At 69.1% G+C, this 14,708-nt stretch carries 15 protein-coding genes; 8 read left to right on the forward strand and 7 right to left on the reverse strand.

What is annotated here, in order from left to right; translation table 11 throughout:
* Window positions 1-20 precede the first annotated feature (20 nt).
* Entirely contained in the window at window positions 21-320 is a 300-nt protein-coding gene (locus OUA97_RS17215) for a hypothetical protein (RefSeq protein ID WP_267233263.1), read from the forward strand.
* Window positions 321-332: 12 nt separating this feature from the next.
* On the opposite strand, the gene OUA97_RS17220 is transcribed toward OUA97_RS17215, so the two are convergent.
* Together OUA97_RS17220 and OUA97_RS17225 are read right to left on the reverse strand one after the other, a co-directional pair.
* Window positions 333-737 carry a hypothetical protein gene (locus OUA97_RS17220; protein WP_267233264.1) on the reverse strand — a complete coding sequence of 135 codons (405 nt, stop codon included), beginning with the start codon at window positions 735-737 and terminating at the stop codon, window positions 333-335.
* Window positions 738-824: 87 nt separating this feature from the next.
* Window positions 825-1,316 (reverse strand): hypothetical protein, encoded by a 492-nt coding sequence (locus OUA97_RS17225; protein WP_267233265.1) that lies wholly within the window; start codon window positions 1,314-1,316, stop codon window positions 825-827.
* A gap of 644 nt (window positions 1,317-1,960) precedes the next feature.
* On the opposite strand from OUA97_RS17225, the gene OUA97_RS17230 reads away from it, so the two are divergent.
* Complete coding sequence (locus OUA97_RS17230) at window positions 1,961-2,704, forward strand: MBL fold metallo-hydrolase (protein ID WP_267233266.1); 744 nt, start codon at window positions 1,961-1,963, stop codon at window positions 2,702-2,704.
* Window positions 2,705-2,734: 30 nt separating this feature from the next.
* On the opposite strand, the gene rfbC is transcribed toward OUA97_RS17230, so the two are convergent.
* On the reverse strand, window positions 2,735-3,289 hold the full coding sequence (gene rfbC, locus OUA97_RS17235) for a dTDP-4-dehydrorhamnose 3,5-epimerase (RefSeq protein ID WP_267233267.1): 555 nt from the start codon (window positions 3,287-3,289) through the stop codon (window positions 2,735-2,737).
* Between the two features lie 26 nt (window positions 3,290-3,315).
* Window positions 3,316-3,651, reverse strand: coding sequence for a DUF2322 family protein (locus tag OUA97_RS17240; RefSeq protein ID WP_267233268.1), 336 nt, complete (start codon window positions 3,649-3,651; stop codon window positions 3,316-3,318).
* Window positions 3,652-3,811: 160 nt separating this feature from the next.
* Between OUA97_RS17240 and OUA97_RS23365 the strand changes: the two genes are divergently transcribed.
* From OUA97_RS23365 to OUA97_RS17265, 4 genes are all read left to right on the forward strand, one after another.
* Window positions 3,812-7,714 carry an autotransporter outer membrane beta-barrel domain-containing protein gene (locus OUA97_RS23365; RefSeq protein ID WP_323690935.1) on the forward strand — a complete coding sequence of 1,301 codons (3,903 nt, stop codon included), beginning with the start codon at window positions 3,812-3,814 and terminating at the stop codon, window positions 7,712-7,714.
* A gap of 76 nt (window positions 7,715-7,790) precedes the next feature.
* Window positions 7,791-9,200 (forward strand): FAD-binding oxidoreductase, encoded by a 1,410-nt coding sequence (locus OUA97_RS17255; RefSeq protein WP_267233269.1) that lies wholly within the window; start codon window positions 7,791-7,793, stop codon window positions 9,198-9,200.
* Window positions 9,201-9,206: 6 nt separating this feature from the next.
* Complete coding sequence (gene yaaA / locus OUA97_RS17260) at window positions 9,207-10,007, forward strand: peroxide stress protein YaaA (RefSeq protein ID WP_267233270.1); 801 nt, start codon at window positions 9,207-9,209, stop codon at window positions 10,005-10,007.
* 4 nt (window positions 10,008-10,011) lie between these two features.
* Complete coding sequence (locus OUA97_RS17265; RefSeq protein WP_267233271.1) at window positions 10,012-10,809, forward strand: 3-hydroxybutyrate dehydrogenase; 798 nt, start codon at window positions 10,012-10,014, stop codon at window positions 10,807-10,809.
* A 24-nt stretch (window positions 10,810-10,833) separates the two neighbouring features.
* Here the strand turns inward: OUA97_RS17265 and OUA97_RS17270 are convergent, their stop codons facing one another.
* Together OUA97_RS17270 and OUA97_RS17275 are read right to left on the reverse strand one after the other, a co-directional pair.
* Window positions 10,834-11,274, reverse strand: coding sequence for a hypothetical protein (locus OUA97_RS17270; RefSeq protein ID WP_267233272.1), 441 nt, complete (start codon window positions 11,272-11,274; stop codon window positions 10,834-10,836).
* 73 nt (window positions 11,275-11,347) lie between these two features.
* The gene (locus OUA97_RS17275; RefSeq protein WP_267233273.1) at window positions 11,348-11,761 is read right to left on the reverse strand and encodes an HXXEE domain-containing protein; all 414 of its coding nucleotides are present in this window, start codon (window positions 11,759-11,761) and stop codon (window positions 11,348-11,350) included.
* A gap of 181 nt (window positions 11,762-11,942) precedes the next feature.
* Between OUA97_RS17275 and OUA97_RS17280 the strand changes: the two genes are divergently transcribed.
* Window positions 11,943-12,728: an SDR family NAD(P)-dependent oxidoreductase gene (locus tag OUA97_RS17280; RefSeq protein ID WP_267233274.1), complete on the forward strand. Its 786-nt coding sequence runs from the start codon at window positions 11,943-11,945 to the stop codon at window positions 12,726-12,728.
* A gap of 241 nt (window positions 12,729-12,969) precedes the next feature.
* The gene (locus tag OUA97_RS17285) at window positions 12,970-13,947 is read left to right on the forward strand and encodes an NAD(P)H-dependent flavin oxidoreductase (RefSeq protein ID WP_267233275.1); all 978 of its coding nucleotides are present in this window, start codon (window positions 12,970-12,972) and stop codon (window positions 13,945-13,947) included.
* 89 nt (window positions 13,948-14,036) lie between these two features.
* Here OUA97_RS17285 and wrbA read toward each other — a convergent pair whose 3' ends face one another.
* Window positions 14,037-14,636: an NAD(P)H:quinone oxidoreductase gene (gene wrbA, locus OUA97_RS17290; RefSeq protein WP_267233276.1), complete on the reverse strand. Its 600-nt coding sequence runs from the start codon at window positions 14,634-14,636 to the stop codon at window positions 14,037-14,039.
* Window positions 14,637-14,708: the final 72 nt, after the last annotated feature.

The raw sequence follows: 14,708 nt of genomic DNA on the forward strand, positions 1-14,708 counted from the left end.
GCGCGGCGAGGGCGAGGGCCATGACGCCGATCGAATACCGCATGGAACTCTACGACACCTCCGGCCGGCATCGGCCGATCGCCGTCATCACCGCGGCGGGTCCTTTCACGCCGGTGTCGGTCGGCGATCGCTTCGACGATGAAGGCTGGCCGCGGCTGGATGCGGACGATCCGCCGGGCGCGCCGGCCAGCCCGCGGCGCTACACGGTCCACTCGGTCAAGCATGTCGTGACCCACGAGGGCGATCGCATCGTCGCGCGCTACTGCCTCAACCTGACCCCGTTCGACGGCGAGCGGTCGCCGGTGTGGGGCGCGGAGTAGCGGCGCGGGCGCCTATGGCGGCCGGCATCTGTACCCGAGCGCCTTGAATTCAAGACTCTTCGGAGATTGTTCGAGATCGGTCGGCAGCTGGAAGTCGGCATAGGCCAAGCGGCCTGAGATCTCGCCGCCGGGCGCGACGTAGGTCGCACAACCGCCCGGGCAATAGCCGGTGTTGAAGCCTCGCAGGGCGAACCTGCGCCCGGCGACGTGCAGAAAGACCCGGTCGCCGTCCTGGTCGATGGCCCCGCCCCGATTGGGCCAATGTTCGGGCAAGACGCAGACGCCGCTGTCGCCGGTGTTGCGATACCGGACCGTCACCCGCCGATCGGCAGGCTGATCCTCAAAGCTGTAGGCAAGCGGCTGGAGCGAGGGCGTCGTCGCACATCCGGCGCCCGCAGCGACCCATGCGGCGACCATCCACCTGGTCCGACCTTTCGACCTGCTCATGAATTGGAGCTTGGTCTGGCGGCAAGGCCTCGGCAACTGATGGATCGTGACTCGGGGTCAGCGCGGCGGGGTGGACGAACTGACGTCGCCTCTGCGCCCCGCGAGCAGGTATCCGTCCTCGTCGAGATCGTTGCGCGCGAAAGATCGACGCGCGACCGGGGCATAGAGTTCGCGCGTGATCTTGAAGCCGGGCCGCCGTCCCGCGCCGCCGAAATCGGCCCTCTTGGACGCTTCGCATGCGGCGTAGGCCGCATCATTGCGAACACCTGGCGCAGAAACGCAAAATACGGCGATGTACTCGGCCATCGAAAGACGCTGATCGCCGTCCATGTCCCAGGACAGCAGGTATCGCCACTCCTTGTCGAGCCACTCGCCGAAGTTGATGCGGCCATCGCCGTCCTGATCTGGGTTCGGCGCCGAGGCCAGATAGGTTCGATTTTTCTCCAGTCGTTCAGCTGGGTCCAAGGCGGCCGTGGACGCCGGGCCGGCGACAGCGCCGCCTGCGGCCGCAAGGACCACTCCGCCGATCAACATGGCGACGAGCTTCATCTGCTTCTCCCACGTCCCATCAGGCTGTGCGATCGCCAAATTTCCTGCAAGGAGTCGTGAGCCGCCCCACGTCTCTGCCACCGCGCGGACGCTGGTCCGTGGCGCCTCAGGCCGACTCAACGAACGTCCGCGACGGGTGGGAAGGGGCCCTACGGTCGCTCGGGTTTAAGCAGAAATTGGAAGGGCCATACGCCTTGCCGCGAACGACCGCACTTGGGACAATCAGCTGAGGGCAGATACCCAACCTCGTAACCAGCACGCTCCCGGCTATCGACGCCCAACCGACATCGAGGACAGCGCATACCCAACGCGGCCCCCAAGGAAGCAAGGGCAAGCAACGCCAAGCTGATGCCTGCAATAACGCTAGTACTCCAGACGGCGAGCGACCCCAGGGCTGCTGGCGTACCGCAGAAGTAGTAGATAGCAGTCCTGTAGCGCCCCATGGGCTCCCCGCTTATCAGGCCACTTTTTAGCGGAAGCGGCCAACGTCCGCAAAGGGTCGATTGCCGCCCAACGTGAATGTCCGCCTAGCCGACACGTCCAATGGCCGCTGGGCGGCGCGGCTCCGCCTTCGACTGGAAAACCGGCCTTGATGGGCGCAAGCTGGCGCCGAACGTCGCCACCAGTCATTGGGAGGCCCAGGGATGGAAGTTCGCGCCGCTGAGATCGCCGACGGGGTCTATCGCTTCTCGACCTTCGTGCCTGACATCGCGCCGCCGCTCGGCTTCACCTTCAATCAGTATCTGATCACCGCCGAGGAGCCGTTGCTGTTCCACACCGGCCCGAAGCGGATGTTCCCGCAGATCTCGGAGGCAGTGAGCCGTATCCTGCCGCTTGAGGATCTGCGGTGGATTTCGTTCGGCCATGTCGAGTCCGACGAGTGCGGGTCCATGAACGAGTGGCTGGCCGCGGCGCCCGCCGCGACGGTCGCGCATGGCGTCACCGCCTGCATGGTTTCGCTGAACGATCTCGCCGATCGGCCGCCACGCGCGCTCGCCGACGGAGAGGTGCTGGACCTCGGGGGCCGGCGCGTGCGCTGGCTCGACACGCCGCATGTGCCGCATGCCTGGGAGTCGGGCCTGATCTACGAGGAGACCGACCGCACGCTGTTTTCCGGCGATCTCTTCACCCAATGCGGGGATGGCCCGGCGCTCACCGAGGAGAGCATCGTCGAGGCGGCCATCAGCGCCGAGACCATGTTCAAGGCCAGTTCGCTGACGCCCGAGCTGGGAACGACCATCCGCCGCCTGGCGAAGCTGGGCCCCAGCCGGTTGGCCGTGATGCATGGGTCCTGCTTCGCGGGGGATTGCTCGACGCAGTTGGAGCGTCTCGCCGATTTCTACGACGGCGCGCTGGAAGCGGCGTGGAGCAACGCGCACGGCGGATAACGGAGGCGGCCGGCCGCGCTATGCGGCAGGTCAGAACGCGACGGGCGGCAGGTCCCTAAGTCGCGGCGCCGAGCGATCCCGCTCGGAGAGGGTGGCCTGGCTGGGATCAAGGCCCCAGTCGATGCGCAGGTCCGGGTCGTCCCAGGCGATGGCGCCCTGGTGCTGCGGGGCGTGCGGGCGGTCGACCTTGAGGAGCAGTTCGCTGTCGTCGGTCAGGGTGACGCATCCGCGGGCGAAGCCGCGCGGCGAGTAGAGCTGCTCGCCGCCTTCGGCGCTCAGCCGGGCGCCTGCCCACCGGCCGAAGGTCGGCGAGCCGGGACGGATGTCCACGGCGACGTCATAGGCGGCCCCGCGCAGCACGCGCATGAGCTTGGCCTGCGCAAAGGGCGCGGCCTGGAAGTGAAGGCCGCGGACCGTGCCGGCGCGCAACGAGTTCACCTGATTGTCCTGCAGGAAGTCGGCCTCGATCCCCGCCGCCGCCAGGCGCGCGCGCTCCCAGGTGGCCGAGACCCATCCGCGTGCATCCTCGCGGCGCTCTGGAACCAGCAGCCGCACTTCGGGGAGGGCCAGCGCGGTGACGTTCATCGATGCGGCCTCCCCGGGGTTGCGGCTCAGCGGTCGGCGGCGACGACCTCGATCTGCAGCGGGCCGCCGCCGGCGACGATCTCGAGCAGGCGGTCGATATTCGGGTGCGCGCCGGGGCGGCTGCGGGCGTCGGCCGTATGCTCGGCGAACACCGCCAGGCCATGCTCGGCCGCCCGAGCATCCAGGGCGCCGAAGGCCTGCTTCAGGTACTGGTAGACGGCCAGCGAGCCTTGCTTGCCAGGCTGGTTCTCGATGCTGGCGACGACCTCGCCCTGGGCGTCGATGAGGTCGATGCGCTGCACACCGTCGATCGCCGGCAGTTGCTGCAGGTTGTCCTTGAAGGTCGCGCCCGGGTGAATCATCGCCAGCCTGTCTCGAAGTTGATCGCCGGAGGCGTGTAGCACTTGCCGGGCCGAACGCCAGGACCGGACGGAAGCGGGGGCGGACGCGGGGCGCGGCTACCCAAACGAATAATCAACCTAAGGTGCAAAACATGGCCTGCTTTCTCGAGTGACGTGAGCCATGCAGAAGAATCTCGAAAGTGGGACGGTGCGCGCGCGCGCCGAAGTCCGACCGTCGGACCATCGCCGTCTCCTCTTCTCAGCCGCCCCGCTGATGCTTGCGCTGGCCAGCGCGCCGCCGGCCTTGGCCCAGTCCGTGACGGGCGGCGGCGATCTGAACGAGAGTCCCATCCAGACGCCGGATTGGGTGGTCGCGGGCGATCTCATCGTGGGCGTTGCGGGCCCCGGTACGCTGACCATCGAGGACGGCGGAACCGTGGAGAACGCCTCCGGCTATGTCGGCGACGGCGCCGCTGGGCAGGGGACGGTCACGGTCTCCGGCCAGGGCGGCGGACAGGCTTCGACCTGGACCAACAATGGCACGCTGACGGTCGGCCAGTCGGGCACGGGCGCGCTGACCATCGAGGACGGCGGCCTGGTCACCAGCCAGGACAGCTATGTCGGCGCCGACACCACCGGCGACGGCACGGTGACCGTGCGCGGCCGCGGCGCCGACGGCGTGGCGTCGACCTGGACCAATGGCGATCTTCGCCTCGGCGTTCTCGGGGTCGGGCGGCTGCTCATCGAGAACGGCGGCGTGGTGAGCAACGCCTATGTGACGATCGGCGGCGGCGGCCCCGGCGTCAGCAGCGTGACGGTCTCGGGCCGCGACGCCGTGGGCGTCTCCACCTGGACGAGTTCGGGGCCGGTGTATGTCGGCGCGTCAAGTACAGGCTCCCTCCGCGTGGACGGCGGGGCCCTGATGAACAGCGACCAGGGCATCATTGGCGGCGAGATAGGCAGTCCGGGCGTTGGGACGGGCTCCGTGGTGATCTCGGGCACGGACGGGGCGGGCGCCGCCTCGACCTGGAACAGCGCGAACCTCTATGTCGGGGCCTATAGCAACGGCTCGCTGACGATCGAGGGCGGCGGCGTGGTGAACACGACCGGCGCCGGCTATGTCGGCTATGACGGCGCGGGGACGGGCACGCTCGTCATCTCCAGCAGCACCGGCGACATCTCGACCTGGGACGTCTCGAACGAGATTACGGTCGGCTTCGACGGGGACGGCGACCTGACCGTCGACCAGGGCGGATCGGTCATCGTCGGCGCCAACGTCGTCGTCGCCAGGAACGGCGGGTCGATCGGCGCCCTCAGCCTGCTTGGCGACGCCAGCGGACGCGGCGTGCTGGAAACCAGCTCGGTGGACAAGGGGCTCGGAGCCGCCACCCTGGAGCTGGATGGCGGCGTCTTGCGCGCGACCCGGAACGAGACCGACTTTCTGGCCGGATTCGACGCGCTGGCCATCGGAGGCGAAGGCGCCTGGTTCGACACCAATGGCTATGACATCGCCGTCCTGACCGACTTTTCCGGGGGCTCGAGCCTCAACAAGCTTGGCCTCGGAAAGCTGACGCTCGCGGGCGACAGTTCGGCCTTCACCGGCGCTGCGACCGTATTTGCGGGCAAGCTGCTGGTCGGCGAGACGGGCGCCCCGGCGGTGCTCGGCGGCGACGTCGACGTCCGGGCCGGCGGCGCCCTGGGCGGCATCGGAAACATCGGCGGAAACGTGAGCGTGGCCGGCTCCGGCGTGCTCTCGCCCGGCGGATCGACAGCTCCCGGGACCCTGACGATCGCCGGCGACCTGACGCTCTCGGGCGCCTCGGTGCTGAACTACCGCCTCGGCCAGGCAGGGACGGTCGGCGGTGCGTTGAACGATCTCCTGGTCGTGGGCGGAGCCCTGACCCTGGACGGAACGCTGAACGTCTCGGTGTCGCCGGGGGGAACCTTCGGGCCGGGGGTCTATCGCCTGATCAACTATACCGGCGCCCTGACCAATGCGGGCCTGAACCTCGGCTCTCTGCCGGCGGGCGGCTCCCACACCCTCCAGATCGCGATCGCCAACCAGGTGAACCTGGTCCGCACCGCTTCGCCCGGCGGTGGAGGAGGCGGCGGCGATCCCACCCCGCCGGTTCCGCCTCCGCCGCCTCCGCCCCCGCCCCCGCCGCCCGGACCATTCGACTTCTGGGACGGCGCCGGCGGGGTGGCCGACGACGGGGCGATCCAGGGCGGCGACGGGATCTGGCGGGTCGGCGGTCCGAACAGCTGGACGCAGGCCGCGGGCGCGACCAACGGGAGCTTCAGCAACGGGGTGTTCGCGATCTTCGCGGCGAAGCCGGGCTCAGTCGCTGTGGACGGCGGCGCGGGCCCTGTGGCGATCAGCGGCATGCAATTCGCCTCCGACGGCTACAGGCTGTCGGGCGACGCGATCACCTTGCAGGCCGGCGACGCCGTGGTGAGGGTGGGGGACGGAACGGCGGCGGGCGGCGGCTTCACGGCGACCATCGACGCTGCGCTGAGCGGTCCGGGCCGGCTGGACAAGACGGACCTCGGAACCCTGATCCTGAGAGGGACGAGCAGCCATACGGGAGGAACCAGGATCTCGTCCGGGACCTTGCAGGTCGACGGCGAGGTCGGGGGCGTCCTGGACATATCGCCGGGCGCGCGGCTCAGCGGGACCGGCCAGGTCGGGGCGACGTCCAATCAGGGCGTGATCGCGCCGGGAAGCGGAGGCTTCGGGACCCTGACGATCGCCGGGGACTATGCGGGCCTGGGCGGCCGCCTGGAGATCGAGGCCGAGCTGGGCGGAGACCACGCCCCCGCCGACCGCCTGGTGGTGACGGGAGCGTCTTCGGGGCTCACGCCGGTGACGGTGACGAACCTCGGCGGCCAGGGTGCCGCGACCGGGAGGGGGATGCTGGTGGTTCAGGTGGACGGCGCCTCGAGCGGCCAGTTCGCGCTGGCCAACGGCGACTACAGCATCGGCGGGCGGCCGGCGCTGGTGGCCGGCGCCTACGGCTATGTTCTGGAGAGGGATGCGGCGGACGGAGACTGGTATCTGCGCTCGACCGTGCCGGGTTCCGGCGCGGGCGAGGCGCCTGGCGGACCGGACGGGCCGCGGCAGCCGCTCTTCCAGCCGGGGGCGCCGGTCTTTGAGGCCTACGCCAATGTACTGCTCTCGCTGAGCGAGGCCTCGACCTTGCGCCAGCGCGTGGGCGATCGCCGCTATGACGCCGCCGACGCGGAGCGCACGGGCGTCTGGGGGCGCATCGAGGGCCGGACCAGCCACCTTGAGCCCTCGGTCACGGCGACGGGAGTCCATCAGGACACCGACAGCTGGAAAATCCAGTTTGGCGTCGACCGCGTCCTGTCCGGCGAGGAGGGAGGCGCGCGCCTGATCGGCGGCCTGAACGTCCAGCTGGGCATGGCCGACACCAGGCTGTCCTCAGTACATGGCGGCGGCGACATCGACACCGATGTGTATGCTATCGGCGCAGCCATGACCTGGCATGGTCCACGCGGAGGCTATCTCGACGCCCAGGCCCAGGCGGCGTGGTTCGCCAGCGAGCTGACGTCGAGCCTGGCCGGCCGCCAGGCTTCGGGCCAGGACGGCCGCGGTTTCGGCGTCAGCCTTGAGGCTGGCAAGGCATTCGTTCTGGGGACTGAACTCTCCGTCACGCCGCAGGCCCAGCTCAGCTACGCCTCGACCGATTTCGACGGCTTTAGCGACCGGTTCGGCGCCCGTGTCGACAGCGACCGGGGCGAGAGCCTGCAGGGGCGGGCCGGCGTGGCGCTCGACCACGCCCGCGTCTGGCAGGACGCCAGCGGACAGAGACGGCGGCTCAGCCTCTATGGCCTGTTCAACCTGAAGTACGAGTTCCTCGACGGGGCCCGTGTGCTGGTGTCAGGAACGCCCTTCGACAGCCGCCAGGGCCGCACTTGGGGCGGGCTTGCAGCAGGTGCGGACTATAGCTGGGGCGACGGCCGCTATGCCCTTTACGGGCAGGCCGCCGCCGATACGGGCCTGTCGTCCATTGGCGAGAGCTATACGGTCACGGGCGGCGCCGGCTTCAGGATGCGGTTCTAACCGCGCGGGTTCTAACCGCGCGGTCAGGGCGAGAATTAGGTTCAAGGGGACGAGGTGCGGGCTTAGGGTCGCCGCCATGACCGTTTCCGTTCCCGCCGACGTGATCTCCCGCCTCAAGGCCGTGCTCGGCGAGGGCGGCTGGAGCCAGGATCCCGAGCGGCTGGCGCCCAAGCTGGTCGAGTGGCGCGACCGCTGGCAGGGCGATACGCCGTTCCTGGCGCTGCCGAAGACCACGGCCGAGGTCGCCGCGGTGATCGGCGTCTGCGCGGAGTCGGGCACGCCGGTGGTGCCGCAGGGCGGAAACACCGGCCTGGTCGGCGGGCAGATCCCGTTGGGCGAAATCCTGCTCTCGACCGAGCGGATGCGGGCGATCCGCGATGTCGACGCCTTCGACGACGTGCTGGTGGCCGAGGCCGGCGTGACCCTGCAGGCCGCGCACGAGGCGGCGCTGGCGGTGCGGCGGCGCTTCCCGCTCGACATCGCCTCGCAGGGGACGGCGACGATCGGCGGCATCGTCTCGACCAACGCCGGCGGCACGGCGGTGCTGCGCTATGGCAACACCCGCGACCTGGTGCTGGGGCTGGAGGCGGTGCTGCCCAACGGCGAGATCTGGAACGGGCTGAAGCGGCTGCGCAAGGACAACACCGGCTATGATCTCAAACAGCTGCTGATCGGGGCGGAGGGCACGCTGGGGGTGGTGACCGCCGCCAGCCTGAAGCTGTTCCCGGTGCTGGTCTCGCGCGCCACCGCCATCGCTGCGGTGGACAATCCCGAGGCGGCGATCCGGCTGCTGGCCAGGGCCAAGGATGAAGCGGGGGGCGCGGTCGAGGCCTTCGAGCTGATGGGCCGGCGCGGCGTCGACTTCGTCCTGAAGAACATCCCGAACCAGCGCGACCCGTTAGCTGAAATCCATCCCTGGTACGTGCTGATCGAGATCGCCTCGGGCGAGCCCGGCGCGGCGGAGAACGCCATGGAGCGGCTGCTGGCCGCGGCGCTGGAGGACGGGCTGGTGCGCGACGCGGCCGTCGCCCAGAGCGAGGCGCAGGCGAAGGCGTTCTGGTCGGTGCGCGAGAACCAGTCGCCGGGCCAGAAGCCGGAAGGGGCGACCTGGAAGCACGACGTTTCGGTGCCGGTCAGCCGGGTGGCGGACTTCCTGAACCAGGCGACGGCGCGGATGGAGGCGCTGGTTCCCGGGGCCCGGGTCACCGCCTTCGGCCACGTCGGCGACGGCAACATCCACTACGACGTGATCCGGCCCGACGGCGGCGACGATGCGGCGCATTCGGCGCTGCGCAGCGAAGGCTCGCGCATCGTCCACGACATCGTCGCCTCGATGGGCGGCTCGATCTCGGCCGAGCACGGGCTGGGGGCGATGAAGACCGAAGAGGCGCGGCGCTACAAGTCGCCGGTCGAGGTTGCGGCGCTCTCGGCGATCCGGCTAAGCCTGGACCCGAAGCGGATCATGAATCCGCGAGTCCATTTCTGAGTCCCCATGCTGATCGTCATCTCTCCCGCCAAGGCGCTCGACTTCACGCGGCCGGACGGCGCCGCCCCGATGACGACGCCGCAGATGGTCGACGACATCGCCGAACTGAGCGTCACGACCAAGAAGCTGAAGGTCTCGGACCTCAAGAAGATGATGGACCTGTCGGACAAGCTGGCCGAGCTGAACCGCGAACGGTTCGCCGCCTTCGATCCGGCGATGGAGGACGGGCTGCAGGCGGCGTTCGCGTTCAATGGCGACGTCTATTCGGGGCTGAAGGCGCGCGAGCTGAACAAGAAGGGCCTGAACTACGCCCAGAAGCACCTGCGCATCCTGTCGGGCCTGTACGGCGTGCTGCGGCCGCTGGACGCCATCCAGCCCTACCGCCTGGAAATGGGCGTGCGGATCAAGACGAAGCGCGGGGCCAGCCTCTACGACTTCTGGGGCGACAGGATCGCCGCCGTGCTGAACGAGGCGGGGGCCGGGCACAAGGATCCGACCTTGGTGAACTGCGCCAGCCAGGAATACTTCGGCGCCGTGGACCGGAACGCGATCAAGCTGCCTGTGGTGACGGCCAAGTTCTTCGAGGAGAAGGACGGCTCGTCCAAGATCATCTCGTTCTACGCCAAGAAGGCGCGGGGGCTGATGGCCCGCTACGCCATCGACCACGGGATCGAGAAAGCCGAGGATCTGAAGGCCTTCGACAGCGAGGGCTACCGCTTCCAGAAAAACGCCTCGAGCGACACCGAATGGGTGTTCTCGCGGCCCCAGCCTCCGCCGCCCTCGGCGGCCAAGAAGCAGAAGGACTGAGCCAATGGCCGTCGACTATGGGCTGCAGGGCCATGTGGCCGTGATCACCGGCTCGACCAGCGGCATCGGCCAGGCGATGGCGGCGTCGCTCGCCGAGCAGGGCGTCAATGTCGTGCTCAACGGCTTCGGCGACCCGGCCAAGATCGAGGCCGACCGCGCGGCGCTGGAGCAGCGGACCGGCGTCAAGGTCCGCTACCACGGCGCCGACATGCTGAAGGCCGACGAGGTCGCCGACATGGTCGACTTCGCCCGCCGCGAGTTCGGGCGGCTGGACATCCTGGTCAACAACGCCGGCTTCCAGCACGTGGCGCCGATCGACGAGTTTCCGGTCGAGACCTGGAACAACCTGATCGGGGTGGTGCTGACTTCGACCTTCCTGGCGACCCGCGCGGCTCTGCCGATCATGAAGGCGCAGGGCCGCGGCCGGATCGTCAACATCGCCTCCGCCCACGGCCTGGTCGCCTCGCCGTTCAAGTCGGCCTATGTGGCGGCCAAGCATGGCGTCGTCGGCTTCACCAAGGTCACGGCGCTGGAAAACGCCCGGCTGGGGATCACCGCGAACGCCATCTGCCCCGGCTATGTGAAGACCCCGCTGGTCGAGGCCCAGATCGCCGACCAGGCCAAGGCTCGCGGCATTCCCGAGGACCGGGTGATGGAGGAAGTCATCCTGGCCGCCCAGCCGAACAAGCAGTTCGTCGAGTACGAACACCTGGCCGGGATGCTGCTCTACCTGGTGTCGGACATGGGCGCCTCGGCGACCGGCGCGGCCATGGTCCTGGACGGCGGCTGGACGGCGGCCTGACCGGTCGCCGCCGCCTGACGCGCGCTATTTCTTGAAGGTCAGTTCGCGGGCGGTGAGGCCGCCGCGCAGCACGCGGATCTGCTCGCGCGAGACCGCGGCCTGGTTGCTCTTGGTCACGCTGCCGAAAGCCTTGGCCATGACAGCCTCGTTCTCGTCGAGGCTGCGGTCGAACACGGCCATGTTCTTGTACTCGATCATCAGGATGACGTCGGCCTCGCCGTCGCGCGGGTTGTCGACGGCCAGCACCCGATAGTCGAGCACGTCGCCGCGGGCCTTGTCGGTCTCCTGGATGTTGCGCCAGGTCGAGTTCAGATAGGCCATGTAGTCGTCGAACATGCCTGGCTTGGTCTCGATGTAGGAAATCTGCCAGACCGGACCGAGGTCGTAGGTCCTGGGCGCGTTCTGGGCCATGGCGGCGCTGCTGAGACCCAGGGCCAGGGCGACTGCTGCAAGAACAGTTCTCACGCAAACTCTCCTGTCATCTTCGCGCGGGTTTGCGCGGGCGGGAGCTTGCTCTGCCGCAATTCAAAGAACAACGTTACTCAGGTTGTGGCAGCGCTCGCAGGGTCCACAGCGCCCAGATCGAGATCGGCAGGTTGACCAGGACCGCGCTCGCCACCCCGGGCGCGTAGCCGCCGAACGTCCAGGCCGCCAGCATGTGGGGCAGCGGCACGTTGACCAGCAGCAGCAGGGCGATGGTCCGCAGGGTGAGGATCTTGCCGCTCGTGGTCGCGCCGGTCGCCGCCCACCCGGCCAGAGCGCCGACCGAGAGGGTGACCGCGGTCAGCAGCAGGGCGAACACCGCCGGCTCGGGCCGCCACCAGGTGATGCGGTAGACGTCGAGCATGGCGGCGGTCTGTCCGTTCAGCAGCGCGTAGGCGAGCCCCTCCTCGAGGTCGTGCAGGGCGAGGGCGGCGATCAGCGCCAGCCCGACGGTCCGGCGAGCGTTCATGCTAGCCGCCCGGCCCGGCGGGCGAAATCGGGTGGTCGTGGAGCTTGAGCATGGCGAGGCGCCCTCTGGCTTTCGTGATCGAGCCGCCTTCGCGCGGCGGAAGTCAACACGGGCGCTTGACGGCCCCGGCGGAAGGACGCTCCTGTGTGTCCAACAACTGTTTGAAACGAGGGAGGCGCCCGTGGCCTACAAACCATTCGACCTGACCGGCAAGGTGGCCCTGGTGACCGGCGGCAACGGCGGCATCGGCTTCGGCATGGTCGAGGCCATGGCCCAGGCCGGCGCCGACATCGTCATCTGGGGCTCAAACGCGACCAAGAACGCCGACGCCGCGGAGAAGCTGAAGGCGACCGGCGTGCGGGTGCTGACCCAGCAGGTCGACGTCGCCGACGAGGAGGCGGTGCGCGCAGGCATGGCCGAGGCGGTGGCCAAGATGGGCCGGGTCGACACCGTCGTCGCCAACGCCGGCATCGGCGGCGGCGCCAAGTCGTTCGCCGAGTTCCCCACCGACACCTACCGCAAGGTGCTGTCGGTCAATCTGGACGGCGTGTTCTTCACCTTCCGCGAGGCCTGCAAGCACATGGTCGAGCGGGCCGGCCAGGGCGACCAGGGCGGCGGCTCGCTGGTGGCGATCTCCTCGCTGTCGGCGCTGGACGGGGCGGCGCGCAACGAGGCCTATGCGGCGACCAAGGGCGCGCTGATCCCGATGGTCCGCGCCATCGCCGTCGAGCACGCCCGCTACGGCGTGCGGGCCAACTGCATTCTGCCCGGCTGGATCGCCACCGACATGACCGCCGGCGCGCAGGACAACGACAAGTTCAACGACAACGTCATCAAGCGGGTGCCGATGCGTCGGTGGGGCAAGCCGGCCGACTTCGGCGGCATGGCGGTCTACTTCGCCTCGGACGCCTCGGCGTTCCACACGGGGGACTCGGTGCTGATCGACGGCGGCTACGCGATCTTCTGAGGGCGACCGCGCATCGGCTGTCATCCCGGCTTCGCCGCAGGCGAAGTCCGGGACCCATTGCCGCTTGAAAACGAAGGATTGGCGGGGCCGAGCCGCATCCTGACCTATCCGGTGTTCATGGGTCCCGGTCTTGCCGCGCAAACCGGGATGACACCCACCGTGTGTCGATGACGTCGGGTCATAGTTTCCATCACAGCCGCCCGGCGCCATCCTCCCGGCCATAAAACTCGGGAGGATTTCGATGAGCCTGCATACTCCGCTTTGCGACCTCTTGGGTGTGAAGCACCCGATCATGCTGGCCGGGATGGGCGGCGTCTCCTACGCCGAGCTGGCGGCGGCGGTGTCGAACGCCGGCGGCTATGGCGTGCTGGGCATGGCCGGCCGCAACCCGGATTTCATCCGCGAGGAGATGCGCAAGGTCAAAAGCCTGACCGACAAGCCGTTCGGCGTCGACCTGCTGGCCGCCAGCCCCGAGAGCCTGACCGCCTCGGTGGAGATCATCATCGAGGAGGGCGCCTCGTCGTTCGTGGCGGGCCTCGGCGTGCCGATGCCGATCATGGAAAAGCTCAAGAAGGCCGGCCTCAAGGTCATGGTCGTCTGCGGGGCGGTGAAGCACGCGGTGAAGGCCGAGCAGGCCGGCTGCGACGCGGTGATCTGCCAGGGCGGCGAGGGCGGCGGGCATACGGGTCTGGTCGGCACCATGCCGCTGGTGGCCCAGGCGGTCGAAGCGGTGAAGATCCCGGTGGTGGCGGCCGGCGGCCTCTATGACGGGCGCGGCCTGGCTGCGGCCCTGACCCTGGGCGCGACCGGCGTCTGGATGGGCACCCGGTTCATCGCCTCGCAGGAGGCGCACGCCGGCGAGCTGTACCGCCAGGCGATCCTGGAGGCGGCCGACGAGGACACCGTCCGCACGCGCTCGTACTCGGGCAAGCCGATGCGGGTGAAGAAGAACCCTTACGTCGAGGAGTGGGAAACCCGCCCGCAGGACATCCAGCCGTTCCCGATGCAGGCCATGGTCTCGCACCAGGCCGGGGTGATGGGCGGCATCGGCGGCCAGATCGAGGGGCTGGACCCCGACCGTTCGTGCTTCGCCATGGGTCAGTCGGCCGGCGGGGTGCACGAGGTGCTGCCGGCGGCCACGATCGTCGCCAACCTGATCAAGGAAGCCGAGGCGGCGATCGACCGGACCGCGAAGCTGCGCGCCGGCGTGCCGGCCTAAACGCCAAAGAGCCCGCCCCCGGGGCTGGCGGGGACGGGCTCGGCGTTGCGGCGGAAGGTGTGTGCGGCCTTCCGCCGAGGTTCTGGACGTTACGCTGCGACCTTGGCCGCGATCTGGGCCAGGTGGCGGCCTTGGAAGCGCGCGCCGTCCAGTTCGTTGGCGCTGGGCTGGCGCGAGCCGTCCCCCGCGGTGATGGTCGAGGCGCCGTAGGGGCTGCCGCCGGTGATCTCGTCGAGCTTCATCTGGCCGGCCCAGGCGTAGGGCAGGCCGACGATCACCATGCCGTGGTGCAGCAATTGGGTGATGGTCGAGATGATGGTCGTCTCCTGGCCGCCGTGCTGGGTGGCGGTCGAGGTGAAGACGCCGCCGACCTTGCCGACCAGGGCGCCCTTGGCCCACAGGCCGCCGGTCAGATCCCAGAACGCGGCCATCTGCGAGGCCATGCGGCCGTAGCGGGTGCCGACCCCGACGATGATCGCGTCGTAGTTCGCCAGGTCGTCGACCGTGGCGATCGGCGCTTCCTGATCGAGCTTGTAGCCGAAGGTCTTGGCGAGCTCCGCCGGGACGGTTTCGGGGACGCGCTTGATGTCGACGGTCGCGCCGGCCTCGCGGGCGCCTTCGGCGACCGCCTTGGCCATGGTTTCGATATGGCCGTAGGTCGAGTGATAGAGCACGAGGACTTTGGTCATCGGGGATTCCTGGCTTTCGAAGGGGAGAGAAGGGGCGGCCCGGACGGGGGAGCGTCCGGGCCGGCTTTTGCG

Source organism: Phenylobacterium sp. 58.2.17, assembly GCF_026411515.1.
In the GTDB taxonomy this organism is placed as follows: domain Bacteria; phylum Pseudomonadota; class Alphaproteobacteria; order Caulobacterales; family Caulobacteraceae; genus Phenylobacterium.

Excerpts from the sequence above, each read along its gene's own strand:
- OUA97_RS23365 (WP_323690935.1), top strand. The coding sequence starts at position 3,812 with ATGCAGAAGAATCTCGAAAGTGGGACGGTGCGCGCGCGCGCCGAAGTC.
- OUA97_RS17265 (WP_267233271.1), top strand. The coding sequence starts at position 10,012 with ATGGCCGTCGACTATGGGCTGCAGGGCCATGTGGCCGTGATCACCGGC.
- OUA97_RS17230 (WP_267233266.1), top strand. The coding sequence starts at position 1,961 with ATGGAAGTTCGCGCCGCTGAGATCGCCGACGGGGTCTATCGCTTCTCG.
- OUA97_RS17285 (WP_267233275.1), top strand. The coding sequence starts at position 12,970 with ATGAGCCTGCATACTCCGCTTTGCGACCTCTTGGGTGTGAAGCACCCG.
- rfbC (WP_267233267.1), bottom strand. The coding sequence starts at position 3,289 with ATGAACGTCACCGCGCTGGCCCTCCCCGAAGTGCGGCTGCTGGTTCCA.
- OUA97_RS17215 (WP_267233263.1), top strand. The coding sequence starts at position 21 with ATGACGCCGATCGAATACCGCATGGAACTCTACGACACCTCCGGCCGG.
- OUA97_RS17240 (WP_267233268.1), bottom strand. The coding sequence starts at position 3,651 with ATGATTCACCCGGGCGCGACCTTCAAGGACAACCTGCAGCAACTGCCG.
- OUA97_RS17220 (WP_267233264.1), bottom strand. The coding sequence starts at position 737 with ATGGTCGCCGCATGGGTCGCTGCGGGCGCCGGATGTGCGACGACGCCC.
- yaaA (WP_267233270.1), top strand. The coding sequence starts at position 9,207 with ATGCTGATCGTCATCTCTCCCGCCAAGGCGCTCGACTTCACGCGGCCG.
- OUA97_RS17275 (WP_267233273.1), bottom strand. The coding sequence starts at position 11,761 with ATGAACGCTCGCCGGACCGTCGGGCTGGCGCTGATCGCCGCCCTCGCC.
- wrbA (WP_267233276.1), bottom strand. The coding sequence starts at position 14,636 with ATGACCAAAGTCCTCGTGCTCTATCACTCGACCTACGGCCATATCGAA.
- OUA97_RS17225 (WP_267233265.1), bottom strand. The coding sequence starts at position 1,316 with ATGAAGCTCGTCGCCATGTTGATCGGCGGAGTGGTCCTTGCGGCCGCA.
- OUA97_RS17255 (WP_267233269.1), top strand. The coding sequence starts at position 7,791 with ATGACCGTTTCCGTTCCCGCCGACGTGATCTCCCGCCTCAAGGCCGTG.